Here is an 18,241-nt window from a genome sequence, read left to right on the forward strand (position 1 = left end):
TCGATCCTGATCGATGCCCAGAAGCTGGAGCAACGTTGACTCACGCCGCGAGCCTCCTCGTCCGATTCGCAACGGATGAATTCCACCCACCGTCCATCGCGGAGTTCTTCCCGGAGATCCTCTTCAGCATCGGCCCGCTCTCGGTCCACCGCATCCACCTGGTGCAGTTCCTCGCGACGCTCGTCGTCGTGCTGATCCTCTGGCTCGGCACTCGCAAGCTCAAGCTCATTCCCGGCCGCGGCCAGGCACTGCTGGAGATGGGCTTCGATCTCGTCCGCGTGAACATCGCGCACGACATGATCGGCAAGAAGGATGGCGACCGGTTCCTGCCGCTGCTGACCACGATCTTCTTCATGGTGCTGTTCTTCAACATCACCGGTGTGATCCCGTTCCTGAACATCGCCGGAACCAGCATCATCGCGGTGCCGCTGCTGCTCGCGGTCATCTCGTACGTGACGTTCATCTACGCCGGTGTGCGCAAGAGCCCCTGGGGCTTCATCCGCAACTCGCTCTTCCCGCCCGGAGTTCCGCCGGCGCTGTACATCATCGTCGCGCCGCTCGAGTTCATCTCGACCTTCATCGTCCGTCCGGTCACGCTCACGCTGCGACTGCTGATGAACATGATGGTCGGCCACCTCATGCTGGTGCTGTTCTTCGCGGCGACCCAGTTCTTCATCTTCTCGATGGGCGGCTTCTGGACGGTGCTGGGTGCGGGAACGCTCGCATTCGGCTTCGCCTTCACCGCCTTCGAGATCCTGGTGGCCTTCCTCCAGGCGTACGTCTTCACCATCCTCACCGCGGTCTACATCCAGCTCGCAGTCGCGGACGAACACTAAACACAGCTAGCGGGGCGCTCCGGCTCCCCAACTATGAAAGGAAGATCCAGTGGATCCCATCTCTGTTCTCGCCCAGATCAACGTCGACATCACCGGCTCGATCGCCAACGTCGGCTACGGCCTCGCGGCCATCGGCCCGGCCATCGGTGTGGGTATCGTCGTCGGCAAGACGATCGAGGGCATCGCCCGCCAGCCTGAGCTGTCCGGCAAGCTCCAGGGCACCATGTGGATCGGTATCGCCTTCACCGAGGCCCTCGCGTTCGTCGGCATCGGCGTGGCGTTCCTCTTCGGCTACTGATCCGTTCCCACCACACGTAAGGAGACAGGATGCTGAACGCTCTTGTCACGCTCGCAGCCGAGGAGGCGGAGCACAACCCGCTTCTGCCGGCGATGTACGACATCGTCTGGTCAGCGGTCTGCTTCGTCATCATCCTGCTCGTAGCGTGGAAGGTCGCGCTCCCGAACGTGGCGAAGATGCTCGACGAGCGGTCCGCCGCGATCGAGGGCAACATCGCCAAGGCCGACGAGGCGCAGAAGCAGGCGGAAGCGGCTCTCGAGGAGTACACCCGCCAGCTCGCCGAGGCACGCGCCGAGGCCGGTGAGATCCGCGAGTCCGCCCGTGAGGACGGCAAGAAGATCATCGCCGAGGCCAAGGAGACCGCGACCACCGAGGCCGCACGCGTCACCTCTGCAGCGCAGACCCAGATCGAGGCCGAGCGTCAGTCGACTCTCGTCGCGCTCCGCTCTGAGGTCGGCACGCTCGCAATCGACCTCGCCGGCGGCGTGGTCGGCGAGACGCTGTCGGATGATGCACGCGCCACCGCAGTCGTGGACCGCTTCCTCGCAGACCTCGAGGCCTCAGAGAAGGCGGCCAAGTAATGGGCAGCGCGACCACTCAGGCACTCGCGGCCTCGACGGCGACCCTCGCGCAGGCGAAGGACGTCACCCTCGACACGGCCGGTGAGCTGTTCACCGTGGCGCGTCTGGTGGGCGAGTCCGGGCAGCTGAGCGGCGCGCTTGCCGATCCTGCCGCCCCGGAGGGCCTGCGGGAGAAGCTCGTCGCGTCGGTGTTCGCCGGCACGTCGAGCACCACCCGGCAGGTCGTCTCGATCGCCGTCGCGCAGCGCTGGTCGGATGCCGAAGGCCTCGTCGCCGGCATCGAAGAGCTGGCCATCCGCGCAGCGGCGATCGCCGAACCCAAGTCGGACATCGAGGGGGAGCTGTTCTCGTTCCTGCGCATCATCGCAGCCAACGCGGAACTCGAGCTCGCGCTCGGCGGCCGACTGGGCGACGACGACGCGAAGGGCGCTCTCGTCGAGAAGCTCCTCGGTGGCAAGGCGAGCGCCGCAACCCTCCTCATCGTCTCTTCGTTGGTGCGTCAGCCCCGCGGACGACGCGTGCGCCAGTTGCTGAACCGAGCGATGAAGATCGTCTCGGCTCAGGGCGGTCGCATCGTCGCCACGGTGCACACGGCATCCCCGCTGTCGGCTGCTCAGCGCACCCGACTCGGCGACGCACTGGCCGGACGCTACGACGGTCAGGTCTCCATTAATGAAGTGATCGACCCCACGGTCGTTGGCGGACTGCGTGTGCAGGTCGCCGACGACGTTATCGACGGCAGCATCTCCGCGCGGCTCGCCGATCTTCGACAGAAGCTCGCGGGCTAATACGACTTCGCGCGGGAAACCGTGCACCCAGATACAAAGGGAAGACAATGGCAGAACTTTCGATCAGCCCCGACGTCATCCGTGACGCGCTGAAGGACTTCGCCGCTGCGTACGAGCCCACCGGCGCGGCAGCTACCGAGGTCGGCACCGTCGTGGACGCTGCGGACGGCATCGCCCACATCGAGGGCCTGCCCGGCGTCATGGCGAACGAGCTCCTGACGTTCGCCAACGGCACGCAGGGCCTCGCACTGAACCTCGACGAGCACGAGATCGGCACGGTCGTCCTCGGCGACTTCGCCGGTATCGAAGCCGGACAGGAAGTCCGTCGCACGGGCGAGGTCCTCTCGGTCGCCGTAGGCGACGGCTACCTCGGCCGCGTGGTCGACCCGCTCGGCAACCCGATCGACGGTCTCGGCGAGATCGCATCCGAGGGTCGTCGCGAGCTCGAGCTGCAGGCGCCCGGCGTCATGCAGCGCAAGAGCGTGCACGAGCCGATGCAGACCGGCATCAAGGCCATCGACGCCATGATCCCCGTCGGCCGCGGTCAGCGTCAGCTGATCATCGGCGACCGCCAGACCGGCAAGACGGCCATCGCGATCGACACGATCATCAACCAGAAGGACAACTGGGCCTCCGGCGATGTCGACAAGCAGGTGCGCTGCATCTACGTCGCGATCGGCCAGAAGGGCTCCACGATCGCCTCCGTCAAGGGTGCGCTCGAGGACGCCGGTGCGATGGAGTACACCACCATCGTCGCCGCCCCCGCCTCCGACCCGGCCGGCTTCAAGTACATCGCCCCCTACACGGGTTCGGCCATCGGCCAGCACTGGATGTACGGCGGCAAGCACGTCCTGATCATCTTCGACGACCTGTCGAAGCAGGCCGAGGCCTACCGTGCCGTCTCGCTCCTTCTGCGTCGTCCGCCGGGCCGCGAGGCTTACCCCGGCGACGTCTTCTACCTGCACTCCCGCCTGCTGGAGCGTTGCGCGAAGCTGTCCGACGAGCTCGGTGCCGGTTCGATGACGGGTCTTCCGATCATCGAGACCAAGGCGAACGACGTCTCGGCGTACATCCCCACCAACGTGATCTCGATCACCGACGGCCAGATCTTCCTGCAGTCCGACCTCTTCAACGCCAACCAGCGTCCTGCGGTCGACGTGGGTATCTCGGTCTCGCGAGTCGGCGGTGACGCTCAGGTCAAGAGCATCAAGAAGGTCTCCGGAACGTTGAAGCTCGAGCTGGCGCAGTACCGCTCGCTCGAGGCGTTCGCGATGTTCGCGAGCGACCTCGACGCGGCATCCCGTCGTCAGCTCGACCGCGGTGCGCGTCTGACCGAGCTGCTCAAGCAGCCGCAGTACTCGCCGTACCCGGTCGAGGACCAGGTCGTCTCGATCTGGGCCGGCACGAACGGCAAGCTCGACACGATCGAGGTCGCAGACGTGCTGCGCTTCGAGCGCGAGCTGCTCGACCACCTGCGTCGCAACACCAAGGTGCTCGACACGCTGCGCGAGACGAACGTCCTCAGCGATGACGTCGTCGCCGAGCTCGAGAAGCAGGTCGACGCCTTCATCCTCGAGTTCCAGGGCGGCAAGGGCCAGTCCATCGGCGCCGTCGGCAACGAGGAGCACGCCGCACAGGATGTGGACGACGTCAACCAGGAGAAGATCGTCAAGGGTCGTCGCGCGTAACGCGCGGGTACTGAACAATGGGCGCACAACTCAGGGTCTACAAGCAGAAGATCTCTTCTGCTCAGACGACCAAGAAGATCACGAAGGCGATGGAGCTCATCGCGGCTTCGCGCATTCAGAAGGCGATGGCGCGCGTGCGCGCGTCGTCGCCCTTCGCGCGGGCAGTGACGCAGGCGGTCTCGGCCGTCGCGACATACTCCAACGTCGATCACCCGCTCACCCGCGAGCCCGAGACCATCCGCCGCTCCGCGGTCGTGGTGTTCTCGTCCGACCGCGGTCTCGCCGGCGCCTTCAACTCGCAGATCCTCCGCGAGGCGATGGAGCTCGGTGAGCTGATCCGTTCCCAGGGCAGCGAGCCGGTGTACTACTTGGTGGGACGCAAGGCCGTCGGGTACTTCCAGTTCCGCGGCATCAAGGCGGCCGCCGAGTGGACCGGCGACACGGACACTCCGCACTTCAAGACCGCGGAGGAGATCTCGGCCACGCTGCTCGAGGCGTTCAACCGCGGTGGCGAGGACGGCGGCGTGGACGAACTCCACCTCGTCTACAACCGGTTCGTCAGCATGATGACGCAGTCGCCCGAGACCGTGCGCCTGCTTCCGCTCGAGATCGTGGAGAACGAAGCATCCCCCGAGCCCAACGGGGCGGTCTACCCGCTCTACGAGTTCGAACCGGATGCAGAAACCGTGCTCGACGCGATCCTGCCGGTGTACATCCAGAGCCGCGTCTTCAACGCCCTGCTGCAGTCGTCGGCCGCCAAGCAGGCCGCGACGCAGAAGGCGATGAAGTCGGCCAGCGACAACGCCGACAAGCTCATCACCGACTACACCCGTCTGCGCAACAACGCGCGTCAGGCGGAGATCACGCAGCAGATCGCTGAGATCGTCGGCGGCGCCGACGCCCTCGCGTCGAGCAAATAGACCCTCAAGAAAGAGACGAAGATATGACCCCCACCGCCACAGCTGAGGCTGGGACCGCGGTCGTCGGGCGCGTCGCACGCGTCACGGGCCCGGTCGTCGACATCGAGTTCCCGCACGACTCGATCCCGGACATCTACAACGCCCTGAAGACCACGATCACGATCGGCGACGAGTCGACCGAGATCACCCTCGAGGTCGCACAGCACCTCGGCGACGACCTCGTTCGCGCCATCTCCCTCAAGCCGACCGACGGCATGGTCCGCGGCCAGGAGGTGCGCGACACCGGCGAGGCCATCTCGGTCCCCGTCGGCGACGTCACCAAGGGCAAGGTCTTCAACGTCATCGGCGAGGTGCTCAACGCCGAGCCCGGCGAGCAGATCGAGATCACCGAGCGCTGGCCGATCCACCGTTCCGCGCCGAACTTCGACCAGCTCGAGTCGAAGACCCAGATGTTCGAGACCGGCATCAAGTCGATCGACCTCCTCACGCCGTACGTGCTGGGTGGAAAGATCGGCCTGTTCGGCGGTGCCGGCGTCGGCAAGACCGTCCTCATCCAGGAGATGATCCAGCGCGTCGCGCAGGACCACGGCGGTGTGTCGGTGTTCGCCGGTGTCGGTGAGCGCACCCGTGAGGGCAACGACCTGATCGCCGAGATGGAAGAAGCGGGTGTCTTCGACAAGACCGCCCTCGTCTTCGGCCAGATGGACGAGCCGCCGGGAACGCGTCTGCGCGTCGCCCTGTCGGCTCTGACGATGGCGGAGTACTTCCGCGACGTGCAGAAGCAGGACGTGCTGCTGTTCATCGACAACATCTTCCGCTTCACGCAGGCCGGTTCCGAGGTCTCCACGCTGCTGGGCCGCATGCCCTCCGCCGTCGGATACCAGCCGAACCTCGCCGACGAGATGGGCGTCCTCCAGGAGCGCATCACCTCGACCCGCGGTCACTCGATCACCTCGCTGCAGGCGATCTACGTCCCCGCCGACGACTACACCGACCCGGCTCCTGCCACGACCTTCGCGCACCTCGACGCGACGACCGAGCTCAGCCGTGAGATCGCGTCGAAGGGTCTGTACCCGGCCATCGACCCGCTGACCTCGACGTCGCGCATCATGGACCCCCGCTACTTGGGCGAGGACCACTACCGCGTCGCCACGACGGTCAAGCAGATCCTTCAGAAGAACAAGGAGCTGCAGGAGATCATCGCGATCCTCGGTGTCGACGAGCTCTCCGAAGAGGACAAGATCGTCGTGTCGCGTGCACGTCGCATCCAGCAGTTCCTCTCGCAGAACACCTACATGGCGAAGAAGTTCACCGGTGTCGAGGGTTCGACGGTTCCGCTCAAGGAGACCATCGAGTCGTTCGACGCGATCGCCAAGGGCGACTTCGACCACGTCGCAGAGCAGGCCTTCTTCAACGTCGGCGGCATCTCCGACGTCGAGGAGAAGTGGGCTCAGATCCAGAAGGAGAACGGCTGATCATGGCATTGCAGGTCAGCCTCGTCTCCGCCGACGCGGAGGTCTGGACGGGAGAGGCGTCGCTCGTCGTCGCCAAGACCGTCGAAGGCGAGATCGGCATCATGTCCGGCCACGAGCCGATCCTCGCGATCCTTGCCGAAGGTCAGGTGCGCATCACCCAGCCCGACGGCTCCAAGGTGCTCGCCAACGCCCAGGACGGCTTCCTCTCGATGGAGGGCAGCCAGCTGACGATCGTCGCGGGCAACGCGGCGCTCATCGCCTGATCCAACTCATCGCGGACGCGCTCGTCCGTCACCATCTCGGTGGCGGGCGGGCGCGTTCTCGCCTGTACGGGAACCCATGAAGATCCTTCTCCCTCCCTCCGAGACCAAGCGTCCCGGCGGTTCCGGCGCCCCGCTGGCGCTCGAAGCACTGGCACTTCCCGACCTCGCCTCCCGGCGTGCTGAGGTCGTCGACGCGCTCGTGCAGCTCGCGCACGATCCCGCCGAGTCGAAGCGCGTCCTCAAGCTCAGCGACCGCCAGCTCGACGAGATCTCGCACAATCGCGTGCTGCGCAGTGCGCCCACCATGCCCGCCGTCGACCGCTACACCGGCGTGCTCTACGACGCGCTGGACGCCGCCTCGCTGAGCGCACCGGCGCGCAGGTGGCTGGGGGCGCACGTCTGGGTGCATGCCGCGCCGTTCGGACCGGTCGGCGCGCTCGACGGCATCCCGTCGTATCGCCTCGCGGCGGGCACGTCCCTCCCCGGCGTCGCGCCGCTTCGCAGGCATTGGGCGGATGCCGTGAGGGCCGTCATCGCGCAGGAGGAGCCGGATTTCGTCCTCGACCTGCGCAGCGAAGCGTATGTGGCGCTCGGGCCCGTGCCGGCATCCGTTCCATCGGCGTACGTCCGCGTGGTGACGGAGCAGGGCCGCGCACTGAACCACTTCAACAAGAAGGCCAAGGGCGAGCTCGTCAGGGCACTGGCCGAGGACCGCCCCCGGGCACGCGGATTGCGCGGCCTGGAGACCTGGGCGGCGTCCAGCGGGATCCTGATCCGCCGTGCGGAAGAGGACGGCGTGATCGAGCTCGTCGTCGCGTCCTGACGCCCGCCGCGTGTGGCTGTTGCAGTCGTTCACAGTCGCGCTAGTGTGTTTCACGCGATGCGGAATGCGTCGCAGACTCCACGGAGGGGCTTATGAGTTCTTATTACTACGACACTGGTGCGGCGGCAGTCCTCGGCATCGTGATCCTCTTCAGCTTCATTTTGGCGATCGCCGCCTACGTGCTGACGTCGCTGTTCCTGATGAAGATCTTCGAGAAGGCCGGCGTCCAGGGCAAGTGGCGCGCGTGGGTCCCGGTGTACAACAGCATGATCTTCCTGAAGCTGGGAGATCTGAGCCCCTGGCTGTTCCTGTACGCGCTCGGTGCCACGATCCTGCTCAGCTGGATCCCCGTTATCGGACAGATCCTCGGATTCGCCGCGTTCGCGCTGATGGTGCTCGCCGCGTACCGCGTCGGGCAGAAGCTGCAGAAGGAGGGCGCATGGGTCGTCCTCTACATCTTCCTGTCGATCGTCTGGCTCGGCATCATGGCCTTCGACAAGTCGCGCTGGAACGCGCACATCCCGCCGGCACCGTGGGGTGGGAACGCCTTCTTCGGTGACCGCACGGTCTGGGACGGCATCCCGGTCCAGCCTTCTGCAGCACCGGCGCCCGGTGCAGCGCCCGGCTACGGCGCCCCGCAGGGCTACGCGCCGCCGCAGGGTTACCAGCAGCCCGGTTACCAGCCGCCCGGCTACCAGCCGCCGGCGCCCGGTGCTCCTGCAACGCCCCCGGCGCCTCCGTCCGCACCGGTGACACCGCCGCCGGCTCCGAGTACGCCGCCCGCTGCGCCGACCACTCCGCCGGGCGCGCCGACCACTCCGCCGACGACGCCGCCTCCGGCCGCACCGCCGGCACCGCCGGCACCGCCCGCGGGTCCGAACCAGCCGCCGGCGAATCCCAACCAGCCGCCTGCGTGACATCGAATCGGCGCGGGGCTCTCGATCTGATCGAGGCCCCGCGCCGTTTTCGTGCCGCGCTCCGATAACGTAGGTGTATGGCCCGACACGCCGCCTCCCGCACGGAGGCCCCATTTGTCTGAGACGACCACGCATACCCACCGCGTCGCCGTAACCGACCGTGATGAGATCACGCTGACCTGGGCAGGCGTCACCGACACCGGCCTGCGCCGTGACAACAACCAGGACGCGTTCCTCGCCGAGTACCCCCTGTTCGTCGTCGCCGACGGCATGGGCGGTCACGCGGGTGGTGAGATCGCCAGCCAGAGCACCGTCGCGCGGCTGAAGTCCGTCGTGGAATCCGGCGAGGTGACGACCGGGGCGATCGAAGACGCGCTCGTGCGCGCGGTGGAGGACATCGCATCGCATCCCGACACGACCGACGAGGGGACGGGCACCACGCTGACCGGCGTCTTCTTCGACATCGTCGAGGATGAGCCGCGCTGGGTGTCGCTGAACATCGGCGATTCCCGCGTTTACCTGCTGCGCGAACAGCGTCTGGTGCAGGTGACCACCGATCACTCGGTCGTCCAGGAGCTGATCAGCTCGGGCCGCCTCAGCCCTGAGGAGGCGGAGGGGCACCCGTACAGCAACGTCATCACCCGCGCTGTGGGTGCCAGCGAGCTCACCCCGCCCGACTACCTCGGCATCGAGGTGCTGGACGGCGACCGGTTCGTGATCTGCTCCGACGGACTGACGAAGGAGCTCACCGACTACGGCATCCAACATTTCCTTCGCGAGCACGAAGAACCCGCCGAAGCGGTCGACGCGATGCTGGCCGCCGCCCTCGAGAACGGCGGCAGGGACAACGTGACGCTGATCGTGGTGCAGGTGGAGCGCACGGGCGAGACAGACGACGGGTCGGATGCCGACACGGCGAGGATCACGACGGTAGAGGACTCGTCCTCCACATCCGACGAGGACGACCGATAGCGCGCAGAGCTGTGGACAACGGCATCCGCTGATCCGCGTTCCCCTGGAATGGGGGAATGGATCCGGATCCCCTGACGCTCCCCGTTGCCGCCGCAGAACCGGCGCGGCAGCCCGTGCCCGTCCTCGCCGCCGTCGTGCCGATCGCCGGTGGCGTCGTGCTGTGGCTAATCACCGGCTCGGTGTTCGCGCTGTGCTTCGCCGCCCTCGGTCCGCTGATGATCGTCGCCGCGCTCCTCGACGGAGTGCGTACGCGTCGACGCACGCGGCGCAGGGCGGCACAGGATGAGGCCACGGGATGGAGCCGCGCCGAGCAGGAACTGCGCAGCCGCCACCGACGAGAGCGCGGTGAACTGCGACGCGTGCACCCGGATGCCGCGGCCAACCTTCAGGAGCCGCCGCTGCGCGACCTGCAGCCAGTCGACGAGACGACGCCCATCGTCATAGGTTCCGGATCGCGACGCAGCGGCCTGCGCGTGACGGGGGAGGAGAGCGATCGGACGAGGGCGTTCCGGGAGCGCGCAGCTCGTCTCACCGACGCTCCGCTCGTGGTGCCGATGGGGCGGGGCGCGTGTCTGCGCGGACCTGCACCGGTCGTAGAGGCAACGGCACGCGCACTTGTCGTGCAGCTGTGCCTGCGCCATTCCCCCTCACAGCTCGCGATCGGCGGAGCAGGCATCGAGGCGCTGGGGTTGAGCGGCTTCCCGCACGCCGGCCGGGCTCACCGCGGCGCGTGGCGGCTGGCAGTCACCTTCGGTGAAGACGATGCGGCCGATGCGTCAGCTCAGCTCAGGTTGTGCGCGAAGGACGGTGAGGTCCCCGAGGGCGTTACCACGGTCGTCGACATCGCGGATCCCGCGCATGCGCGCCTGCGGACGACCTCCGGCATCGAGGAGATCACGGTGGAGTGCGTCTCGCGCCCGCAGGCGGTCTCGATCGCCGAGACGAGCGTGGTGCGAGAGGGCGAGTCGGCTCGGCTGCCGGATGCCGTCGCGCTCGGCGAACTGGATCTCGCGACCGATCCGGGCAGCACAGGCCTTGCCGCGTCGATCGGCCGTACCGAGAACGGGGATCTGCTGCTCGACCTCGTCGAGGACGGGCCGCACGCGATCGTGACCGGGATGACGGGCTCGGGCAAGAGCGAGCTCCTCGTCACCTGGATCGCGTCGATCGCGCGTGCCCACAGCCCCGAGACCGTGTCGTTCGTGCTCGCCGACTTCAAGGGCGGGACGGCCTTCGACCCGCTGCGGGATCTGCCGCACGTCGCGGCCGTCGTGACCGATCTCGACGAAGAAGGAGCACGGCGGGGCGTGGAGAGCCTGACCGCCGAGCTCCGTCGCCGTGAAGCAGTGCTAGCCGACGTCGGAGCGCGGAACATCGCCGAGGCGGACGGTCGGCTCGGCCGGCTCGTGATCGTCGTGGACGAGTTCGCGGCGCTGCTGCAGGAGCATCCCGACCTCGCTGTCGTCTTCACCGACATCGCGGCACGAGGGCGCGCGCTCGGAATGCATCTGATCCTCGGCACGCAACGAGCGGCGGGGGTCATACGCGACGCGCTGGCGGCGAACTGCCCGCTGCGCGTGAGCCTGCGTGTCACGGAAGCCGCCGACAGCAGGCTCGTGATCGGCTCGGACGATGCCGCGAGCCTCCCCGGAGGTGCGGGATCGCGCGGGCTGGCGTTCGTGCGCAGGCCGCAGGACTCCGACGCCGTCGCCACGCGGATCGCGCTCACCGGCGCAGGCGATCTGCGCGCGGCCGGTACGCGATGGGCAGGTGCTGCCGCGCCCTCAAGCCCGTGGCTCCCTCCACTGCCGCGTCGCCTTCCGCTGGAAGACCTCTCGCACCCGCATGATGACCAGCGAACTCTGATTCTCGGGCTGTGCGACGAGCCCGAACAGCAGCGGCAGATTCCGTTCACGCTGCGGGCAGGCGTCGACCGGGGGATCGCCGTCGTCGGTGGCGGCGGTTCCGGCCGTTCGGCGGTGCTGTGGCTCCTCGCCGCGCAGTGCGACGACGCTGTGCTGATCCCGTCCGAGCCGGAAGCAGCCTGGGACGTGATCGCGGATCTCGACGAAGGATCGGGCGGCTCGCCACGTCTCGTGCTGTGCGACGACATCGATCGGCTCGTGTCCGAGTTCCCCGCCGAGCACGGTCTGCTGGTGCTGGAGCGTCTCGAGAAGCTGATCCGTTCGGCCACCGCACGGGAGAGCACAGTGGTCGTCACGGCCGCACGCGTGACGGGGCAGCTCGCCCGCGTCATCGACGCGCTGCCGGTGCGGATGCTGCTGAGGACCACCACGAAGCTCGAGCACCTGGCAGCGGGAGGAGACAGCGACGGCTACCTCCGCGATCGGCCGGCAGGACGCGCGCGGGTCGGTGACAGGGAGGTGCAGATCGCCTGGACCGATCGCTCGCCGGACATCGTCGTCTCTGCGCCGGCGGTGTGGGAGCCTCAGGCGCACGTCGTCGGCGTCGTCGCACACGGCGTGCGACGTGTCGTCGAGGGGCTGCGCACCGCGCATCCGGATCGGGAAGTGATCCCGGTCGGCGACGAGTCCGCCGCTGTCGAGACGGCGCGGCGGATCATCGTCGGCGACGCGGAGAGCTGGCAGCGGCAGTGGGCGCTGTGGCAGAGGATCCGCGCGGAGGGGGAGATGCTCGTGCTCGCCGAATGCCCGACCGAGCTGCGCACTCTCGCCGCGTGCCGCGAACTCCCTCCCTACGCCGAGACGCACAGGGGTCGCGTGTGGAGCATCGTGGACGGTCATGCGCCGCGTCGCCTGGTCGTGCCGCAACTCGACCCAGCCTCGCGACGCACCGATTCCGTCTCGCGGCGCACCGATTCCGTCTCGCGGCGCACCGATTCCGTCTCGCGGCGAGTCGAGCCCGCGCCGTGAGCGTCAGAGCACGGTGTCCAGCGGTCGGGCCTCCAGGCCGTGCGCGACCGCGACTCCCTCGTTGACCACAGCGCCCCCGGCCACGTTCAGACCCGCGGCGAAGGCGGCGTCGGCCCCCAGCGCGCTGCGCCAGCCGTGTGCGGCGATCCTGCGCACGTACGGCAGCGTGGCGTTCGTCAGCGCAGAGGTCGAGGTGTTGGGCACCGCCCCCGGCATGTTCGCGACGCAGTAGAACACCGTGTCGTGCACGGCGAAGGTCGGATCGGCATGCGTGGTCGGTCTGGTGTCCTCGAAGCATCCGCCCTGGTCGACGGCGATGTCCACGAGCACGCTTCCCGGGCGCATCTGCGCGACCATCTCGTTAGTGACGAGCTTCGGGGCGCGCGCGCCAGGGATCAGCACCGAACCGATCACGAGATCGGAGTCCAGCACCGCCCTGCGCAGGTCCAGCGGGTTGGATGCCGCGGTCTTCACCCGGCCGGCGAAATGATCGTCGAGCATCCGCAGCCGCGGGATGTTCGTGTCGAACACTGTGACATCCGCGCCCATGCCGCTGGCGATCACAGCCGCGTTCGCACCGGCGACGCCGCCGCCGATCACGGTCACTCGCGCCGGGCGCGTTCCGGGCACGCCTGACATCAGCAGCCCGAGACCGCCGTTCGAGCGCAGGAGAGTGTTCGCGCCGACGAGCGGAGCGAGACGGCCGGCGACCTCGCTCATGGGGGCGAGCAGGGGAAGGCTGCCGCCCGGGAGCTGGACGGTCTCGTAAGCGATCGCCGTGACGCCGTCGGCGATGAGCCGGTCGGTGAGCGGCCGGTCGGCGGCCAGGTGCAGGTACGTGAACAGCGTCAGATCGTCGCGGAAATGGTCGTACTCGCTGGCGATGGGTTCCTTGACCTTCAGGAGCAGTTCGGCGCGCTCCCAGACCTCGGCTGCGTCATCCAGCAGCGTCGCGCCCGCGTCGGCGTACTCGCCATCCGGCATGGATGACCCGACACCGGCGCCGGACTGCACGAAGACCTCGTGACCTGCGGCGACGAGGTCGTGCACTCCCGACGGCGTCAGAGCGACGCGGTACTCGTTGTTCTTGATCTCGGTGGGGACGCTGATCCTCATCGCGATTTCCTCTCCACCCTCTCCATCGAGGGATTGTGCGGCCCCGGGTCAGGGCATCAGATGCCGGCGCCGGGACGGATCATCCCGACGTCGCTCCCACCACCGAGGACGGCGAGGGGAAGTTCTTCGGCCAGCGCGGCCACATCGGCGTCGCTGAGGGCTCCGGCACGCGCCAGGAGCGTCGCCGCGACGATCGTCGCTGCGCGTCCGGCGCCGTCGAGCATCTTCACGGCGACGGTCGCGCCGTTCGGGGCGACCATGACCATGACACCCTCCGCGCCGCCCTTCGCGAACACGCCGAGCTTCTCGATCGCGATCGTGTCCGGTCGGCCGGGGCCGTCGATGGTCCAGGGGTTCTCCTTGACGGCGCGCACGAGGGCGCCGGCGACGCGGTGCAGCGCGAACGGAGAGCGCTCCGAGGCCGTGCCGATGCGATGGATGCCGCGTGCCAGGCCGGTGAGCGTGATGGCGTGGACCGGGGCACCGCAGCCGTCGACCGAGCTGTGCGCGATCTTCTCGCCGGTCAGCCGCTCGACCACCTCGCGGATGTGCACCTGCAGCGGGTGGGTCGGGGCGAGGTAGCCCTCGGTCGGCCAGCCCGTCGCGACGCAGGCGCGCAGCATCGCGGCGTGCTTGCCGGAGCAGTTCATGCGGATGCGGGTCTGCTGGCCGTGCTCGCGGACGAGCTCGTCGCGTGTCGCGGTGTCGCCCGGCCATGCGGGCGGGCAGGCGAGCGCGTCCTCGGTCAGGCCGCCACCGGCGAGGACGTCTCTGACGACGTCGGCGTGCCGATCGGTGCCGGCGTGGCTCGCTGTGGCGAGTGCGAGCTGCGTGCCTTCGAGATCGGCACCCGCGGTGATGCACGCGACGGCCTGAAGCGGCTTCAGGCTGGAACGGGGGAGGAACAGGGCGTCGGGATTACCGAGCCTCCGGACGACCTCGCCATCCGGAGAGAGCACGATCGCGGCGCCGGCGTGGCGGGATTCGACGAATCCGCTCCGTTCGACGACGGCGAGTTCAACGGCATCCGCGACGGTAAGAGTCTCCAGCACCGCTCCAGCCTATCCGGGGATGCCGTGCGACGCCGTCTGCGGCATGCGAGACTGGCGCCATGGCTCTGGGAGAACACCGCTACGCGCTGACCGCGACCTGGACGGGAGACCTCGGCACCGGGACGAGCGGCTACCGCGAGTACGCCAGGGACGTCACGCTGTCGGTCGATGGCAAGCCCGATGTCCTGGCATCCGCCGACAAGCCGTTCCGCGGCGATGCCACCCGATGGAACCCGGAGGACATGCTCCTGGCGGCGCTGTCCGAATGCCACCTGCTCTCGTATCTGCTCGCCTGCGTCACAGCCAGCGTCGTGGTGGTGTCCTATCGCGATCGCGCCACCGGCGTGATGACGGAGGACGGGCGCAGCGGGGGAGCCTTCACGGACGTGCTGCTGCGGCCCGAGGTCGTCGTTGCGGAGCCTGCGATGATCGAGCGCGCCGAGCACGCGCACGAGGAGGCGCATCGGATGTGCTTCATCGCGAACTCGGTCAACTTCCCGGTTCGCCACGAGGCCGTGGTGACGTCCCGCTGACCCTTCGACGGGCTCAGGGACCGCTCGGATGAGCTGCGCTCAGCGGGGCGTCCGAGTCAGCGCCGCTCGTGGGGGAGCGCCTGCTTGATCTTGTCGATCGGGCTCTGCGCTGGCGGCTCGTTGTAGACGCCGGCGAGTTCCTGACCGCTGAGGGCGTGGATGCCGGCCATGATCTCGTCGGTCGCCAGGCGACGCGCCTTGCCGCTGGTCGCCGGCCCGTGCACGGAGACGTCGATCGGCGCGCCGAAGCGTACCGTGATCCGCTCCTTCATCGACGGGAGCTTCGCGCCCTTCGGCATCACCTTGTCGGTGCCGATCAGACCCACAGGAACAACGGGTGCGCCGGTCTGCAGCGCGAGGAACGCGACACCAGTGCGGCCCTTGTAGAGCCGGCCGTCGGTCGAACGCGTCCCTTCGGGGTAGAGCGCGACGGTGAGACCCTCTTCGAGCAGCTGACGCTGCTGGTCCAGAGCGTCCAGCGCCGCCTGGCCCGCACCGCGGCGCACCGGGATCGCTCCGATGGCTTCGAAGAACGACCGCTTGGCGGCACCGCCGAGACCGGTGCCCTCGAAGTAGGAGGACTTGGCCAGGAAGTGCACCGGGCGCGGTGCGGCGACAGGGATCGCGATCGAGTCGATGAACGACAGGTGGTTGCTGGCGAAGATGACCGGGCCGTCCGTGGGAACCAGGTCGCGGCCCTCGACGCGCGGCCGGTAGATGAGACGTGCCAGCGGTCCGATGACGGCGCGGCCGAGCGCATAGGTGAAGCCGGCGCGGCGCGGCGTCGCGCCTTGGTCCGAGGTCTCTACGGTGGGGGTCTCAGAGGTGCCGGACTGCGCAGAGGTCATCAGATCAGGCTACTCCCGGATCCATTCCGCCCGTGGAATGAGCGTCGTTCAGCGGGAGCAAAGGCGAGTGCGAGAGGATGTACTGGTCCCCGCTCAAGATCCGAGGTATCACTGTGCGCACACGCTCACTCATCGCCCTGTCCACCCTTACAGCCGCCACGCTTCTGCTGGCCGGCTGTTCGGGGACCGATGGAAAGACAGGCGATGACGCCGAAGGCACTGCAGCGGATCTGTGTTCCGCGGCGGTCGACTCCGGCACGGCGTCGGAAGAGGTGGATGTCGAAGGCGACTTCGGCGCCGCTTCCACTGCCACCTTCGAGCTCGGTCAGCAGGTCGACGAGGCACAGCGGAGCGTACTGAGCGAGGGCGACGGCGATCCGATCGCGGACGGTGACTACGTCAGCTACGCGCTCAGCGCGTTCGACGGCGACTCCGGCGAGCGTCTCGGGGACGCCGGGTACACCGAGGGTGAGCTTCTTCCCGCACAGCTGACGGCGGATGCCCCGCTCGGCCAGCTCATCGGCTGCGCGAGCGTCGGCTCCCGCCTGTCGATCGTTTTCCCGACGACCGACGACGCCGCGGCCCAGTTCTACATCCTCGACGTCCTCGATGTCGTCCCGACCGCGGCGTGGGGCGAGGAGCAGGCTCCCGTCGACGGCATGCCGGCGGTCACTCTCGACGACGAGGGCGTTCCCTCCGTCGAGATCCCCGAGGGCGACGCCCCGACCGAGCTGCAGATCTCGGTGCTCAAGGAGGGTGACGGCGTCGCCGTCGAGGACGGCGACACCACGCTGCTCCAGTACCACGGCGTGGGCTGGGAGTCCGGCGAGGTCTTCGACTCCTCCTGGGCCAATGGTGCACCGATCTCGAGCGAGGGCAACGGCTATGTCCCGGGCTTCGTGGAGGCGCTCGCCGGACAGAAGGCCGGCTCGCAGGTGCTCGTCGTGATTCCCCCGGCTCTCGGCTATGGCGAAGGCGAGATCAACGACGAGGATCTCACGGGTCAGACCCTCGTCTTCGTGATCGACATCCTCGCCACGATGCACCCGGCTGCCGCGTAACGCTTCGCACCGGGCAATAGGCTGGCGGCATGCGTCGCATCATCCTCCTCGGCTCCACCGGCTCCATCGGCACCCAGGCGCTGGAGGTGATCCGCGCCAACCCTCGCAGGTTCGAACTCGTCGGACTCGCAGCCGGCCGCAACGCGGAGCTCGTGGCCGAGCAGGCGGAGCAGTTCCAGGTGGAGCACACGGCGCTGGGCGCCGAGGAGGCCGAGCAGCTGGTCCGCGACGTCGATGCGGATGTGGTGCTCAACGCCATCACCGGCTCCATCGGGCTCGGGTCGACCCTCGCGGCGCTGAAGGCCGGCCGCACGCTCGCGCTCGCGAACAAGGAGTCGCTGATCGTCGGCGGCCAGCTGGTCAAGTCGGCGGCTGCAGAGGGACAGATCGTCCCGGTCGACTCCGAGCACTCGGCGCTCGCACAGGCACTGCGGTCGGGAACGCATGATGAGATCCGCCGCCTGGTCGTGACGGCATCCGGCGGCCCGTTCCGGGGGCGCACACGAGACGAGATGGCCGATGTCACCCCGGGCGAGGCGCTCGCGCACCCGACCTGGGACATGGGGCGGGTCGTCACGACGAACTCCGCGACGCTCGTGAACAAGGGGCTCGAGGTGATCGAGGCCCACCTGTTGTTCGATGTGGACTATGACGACATCCAGGTCGTCGTGCACCCGCAGTCGATCGTGCACTCGATGGTCGAGTTCATCGACGGCTCGACGATCGCTCAGGCGTCGCCGCCGGACATGAAGCTGCCGATCTCGCTCGCACTGGACTGGCCGCACCGCATCGGCGGTGTCGGGCGTCCGCTGGACTGGACGCAGGCGACCAGCTGGGACTTCGAGCCGCTCGACGACGAGGCGTTCCCGGCGGTCGCCCTGGCGAAGAGCGTCGGGCGGGCTGGACGGACGTTCCCCGCCGTGTTCAACGCCGCGAATGAGCAGGCGGTCGACGCGTTCCATGAGGGGCGGCTGTCGTTCCTCGGGATCGTGGACACGGTCGCGCGCGTCGTGGATGCGCACGAGGCGCCCGATGAGCTAACGATCGAGACGCTGGCGGATGCCGAGGCCTGGGCCCGTGCGAAGGCGGACCGCCTCATCGCGCAGCAGTAGGCGTTTCGCCTCACCTGTACGTGGCCGAGGGACGTTTCGTCTGCGGAGCCTTCGCCTCCTCCGC

General features: G+C 68.2%; 18 protein-coding genes. 15 read left to right on the forward strand and 3 right to left on the reverse strand.

Annotation, left to right across the window (positions count from 1 at the left end):
• The first annotated feature begins 35 nt into the window (after positions 1-35).
• From atpB to MAE01_RS01280, 12 genes are all read left to right on the forward strand, one after another.
• Positions 36-836, forward strand: coding sequence for a F0F1 ATP synthase subunit A (atpB, locus tag MAE01_RS01225; protein WP_147037729.1), 801 nt, complete (start codon positions 36-38; stop codon positions 834-836).
• A 49-nt stretch (positions 837-885) separates the two neighbouring features.
• Positions 886-1,134 carry a F0F1 ATP synthase subunit C gene (gene atpE, locus MAE01_RS01230; protein WP_147037730.1) on the forward strand — a complete coding sequence of 83 codons (249 nt, stop codon included), beginning with the start codon at positions 886-888 and terminating at the stop codon, positions 1,132-1,134.
• Between the two features lie 29 nt (positions 1,135-1,163).
• Positions 1,164-1,715: a F0F1 ATP synthase subunit B gene (locus tag MAE01_RS01235; protein WP_147037731.1), complete on the forward strand. Its 552-nt coding sequence runs from the start codon at positions 1,164-1,166 to the stop codon at positions 1,713-1,715.
• Positions 1,715-2,503 carry a F0F1 ATP synthase subunit delta gene (locus MAE01_RS01240; RefSeq protein WP_147037732.1) on the forward strand — a complete coding sequence of 263 codons (789 nt, stop codon included), beginning with the start codon at positions 1,715-1,717 and terminating at the stop codon, positions 2,501-2,503. Before MAE01_RS01235 ends, MAE01_RS01240 begins: the two co-directional genes overlap by 1 nt.
• 47 nt (positions 2,504-2,550) lie before the next feature.
• Positions 2,551-4,191 carry a F0F1 ATP synthase subunit alpha gene (gene atpA, locus MAE01_RS01245; RefSeq protein WP_147037733.1) on the forward strand — a complete coding sequence of 547 codons (1,641 nt, stop codon included), beginning with the start codon at positions 2,551-2,553 and terminating at the stop codon, positions 4,189-4,191.
• Between the two features lie 17 nt (positions 4,192-4,208).
• Entirely contained in the window at positions 4,209-5,111 is a 903-nt protein-coding gene (locus MAE01_RS01250) for a F0F1 ATP synthase subunit gamma (protein ID WP_147037734.1), read from the forward strand.
• 23 nt (positions 5,112-5,134) lie between these two features.
• Complete coding sequence (atpD, locus tag MAE01_RS01255; RefSeq protein ID WP_147037735.1) at positions 5,135-6,586, forward strand: F0F1 ATP synthase subunit beta; 1,452 nt, start codon at positions 5,135-5,137, stop codon at positions 6,584-6,586.
• A 2-nt stretch (positions 6,587-6,588) separates the two neighbouring features.
• A complete protein-coding gene (locus MAE01_RS01260; RefSeq protein WP_147037736.1) occupies positions 6,589-6,849 on the forward strand; it encodes a F0F1 ATP synthase subunit epsilon in 261 nt (86 codons plus the stop codon).
• Positions 6,850-6,925: 76 nt separating this feature from the next.
• On the forward strand, positions 6,926-7,672 hold the full coding sequence (locus MAE01_RS01265) for a YaaA family protein (protein WP_147037737.1): 747 nt from the start codon (positions 6,926-6,928) through the stop codon (positions 7,670-7,672).
• Between the two features lie 92 nt (positions 7,673-7,764).
• Positions 7,765-8,589, forward strand: coding sequence for a DUF5684 domain-containing protein (locus MAE01_RS01270; protein WP_186806082.1), 825 nt, complete (start codon positions 7,765-7,767; stop codon positions 8,587-8,589).
• A gap of 114 nt (positions 8,590-8,703) precedes the next feature.
• Complete coding sequence (locus MAE01_RS01275) at positions 8,704-9,561, forward strand: PP2C family protein-serine/threonine phosphatase (protein WP_147037738.1); 858 nt, start codon at positions 8,704-8,706, stop codon at positions 9,559-9,561.
• Between the two features lie 56 nt (positions 9,562-9,617).
• Positions 9,618-12,455: an FtsK/SpoIIIE domain-containing protein gene (locus MAE01_RS01280; protein WP_147037739.1), complete on the forward strand. Its 2,838-nt coding sequence runs from the start codon at positions 9,618-9,620 to the stop codon at positions 12,453-12,455.
• A gap of 3 nt (positions 12,456-12,458) precedes the next feature.
• Here MAE01_RS01280 and ald read toward each other — a convergent pair whose 3' ends face one another.
• Positions 12,459-13,571, reverse strand: a complete 1,113-nt coding sequence (gene ald / locus MAE01_RS01285; protein ID WP_147037740.1) for an alanine dehydrogenase — start codon at positions 13,569-13,571, stop codon at positions 12,459-12,461.
• 56 nt (positions 13,572-13,627) lie between these two features.
• Positions 13,628-14,623, reverse strand: coding sequence for an asparaginase (locus MAE01_RS01290; protein ID WP_147037741.1), 996 nt, complete (start codon positions 14,621-14,623; stop codon positions 13,628-13,630).
• Between the two features lie 59 nt (positions 14,624-14,682).
• On the opposite strand from MAE01_RS01290, the gene MAE01_RS01295 reads away from it, so the two are divergent.
• Entirely contained in the window at positions 14,683-15,156 is a 474-nt protein-coding gene (locus MAE01_RS01295; protein ID WP_147037742.1) for an OsmC family protein, read from the forward strand.
• A gap of 56 nt (positions 15,157-15,212) precedes the next feature.
• Here MAE01_RS01295 and MAE01_RS01300 read toward each other — a convergent pair whose 3' ends face one another.
• On the reverse strand, positions 15,213-16,004 hold the full coding sequence (locus tag MAE01_RS01300) for a lysophospholipid acyltransferase family protein (protein WP_147037743.1): 792 nt from the start codon (positions 16,002-16,004) through the stop codon (positions 15,213-15,215).
• 113 nt (positions 16,005-16,117) lie between these two features.
• On the opposite strand from MAE01_RS01300, the gene MAE01_RS01305 reads away from it, so the two are divergent.
• Both MAE01_RS01305 and dxr read left to right on the forward strand, forming a co-directional pair.
• Entirely contained in the window at positions 16,118-17,065 is a 948-nt protein-coding gene (locus MAE01_RS01305; protein ID WP_147037744.1) for an FKBP-type peptidyl-prolyl cis-trans isomerase, read from the forward strand.
• 29 nt (positions 17,066-17,094) lie between these two features.
• Positions 17,095-18,177 (forward strand): 1-deoxy-D-xylulose-5-phosphate reductoisomerase, encoded by a 1,083-nt coding sequence (gene dxr, locus MAE01_RS01310; protein WP_147037745.1) that lies wholly within the window; start codon positions 17,095-17,097, stop codon positions 18,175-18,177.
• Positions 18,178-18,241 lie beyond the last annotated feature (64 nt).

This window comes from Microbacterium aerolatum, from assembly GCF_007988825.1.
Taxonomy (GTDB): domain Bacteria; phylum Actinomycetota; class Actinomycetes; order Actinomycetales; family Microbacteriaceae; genus Microbacterium; species Microbacterium aerolatum.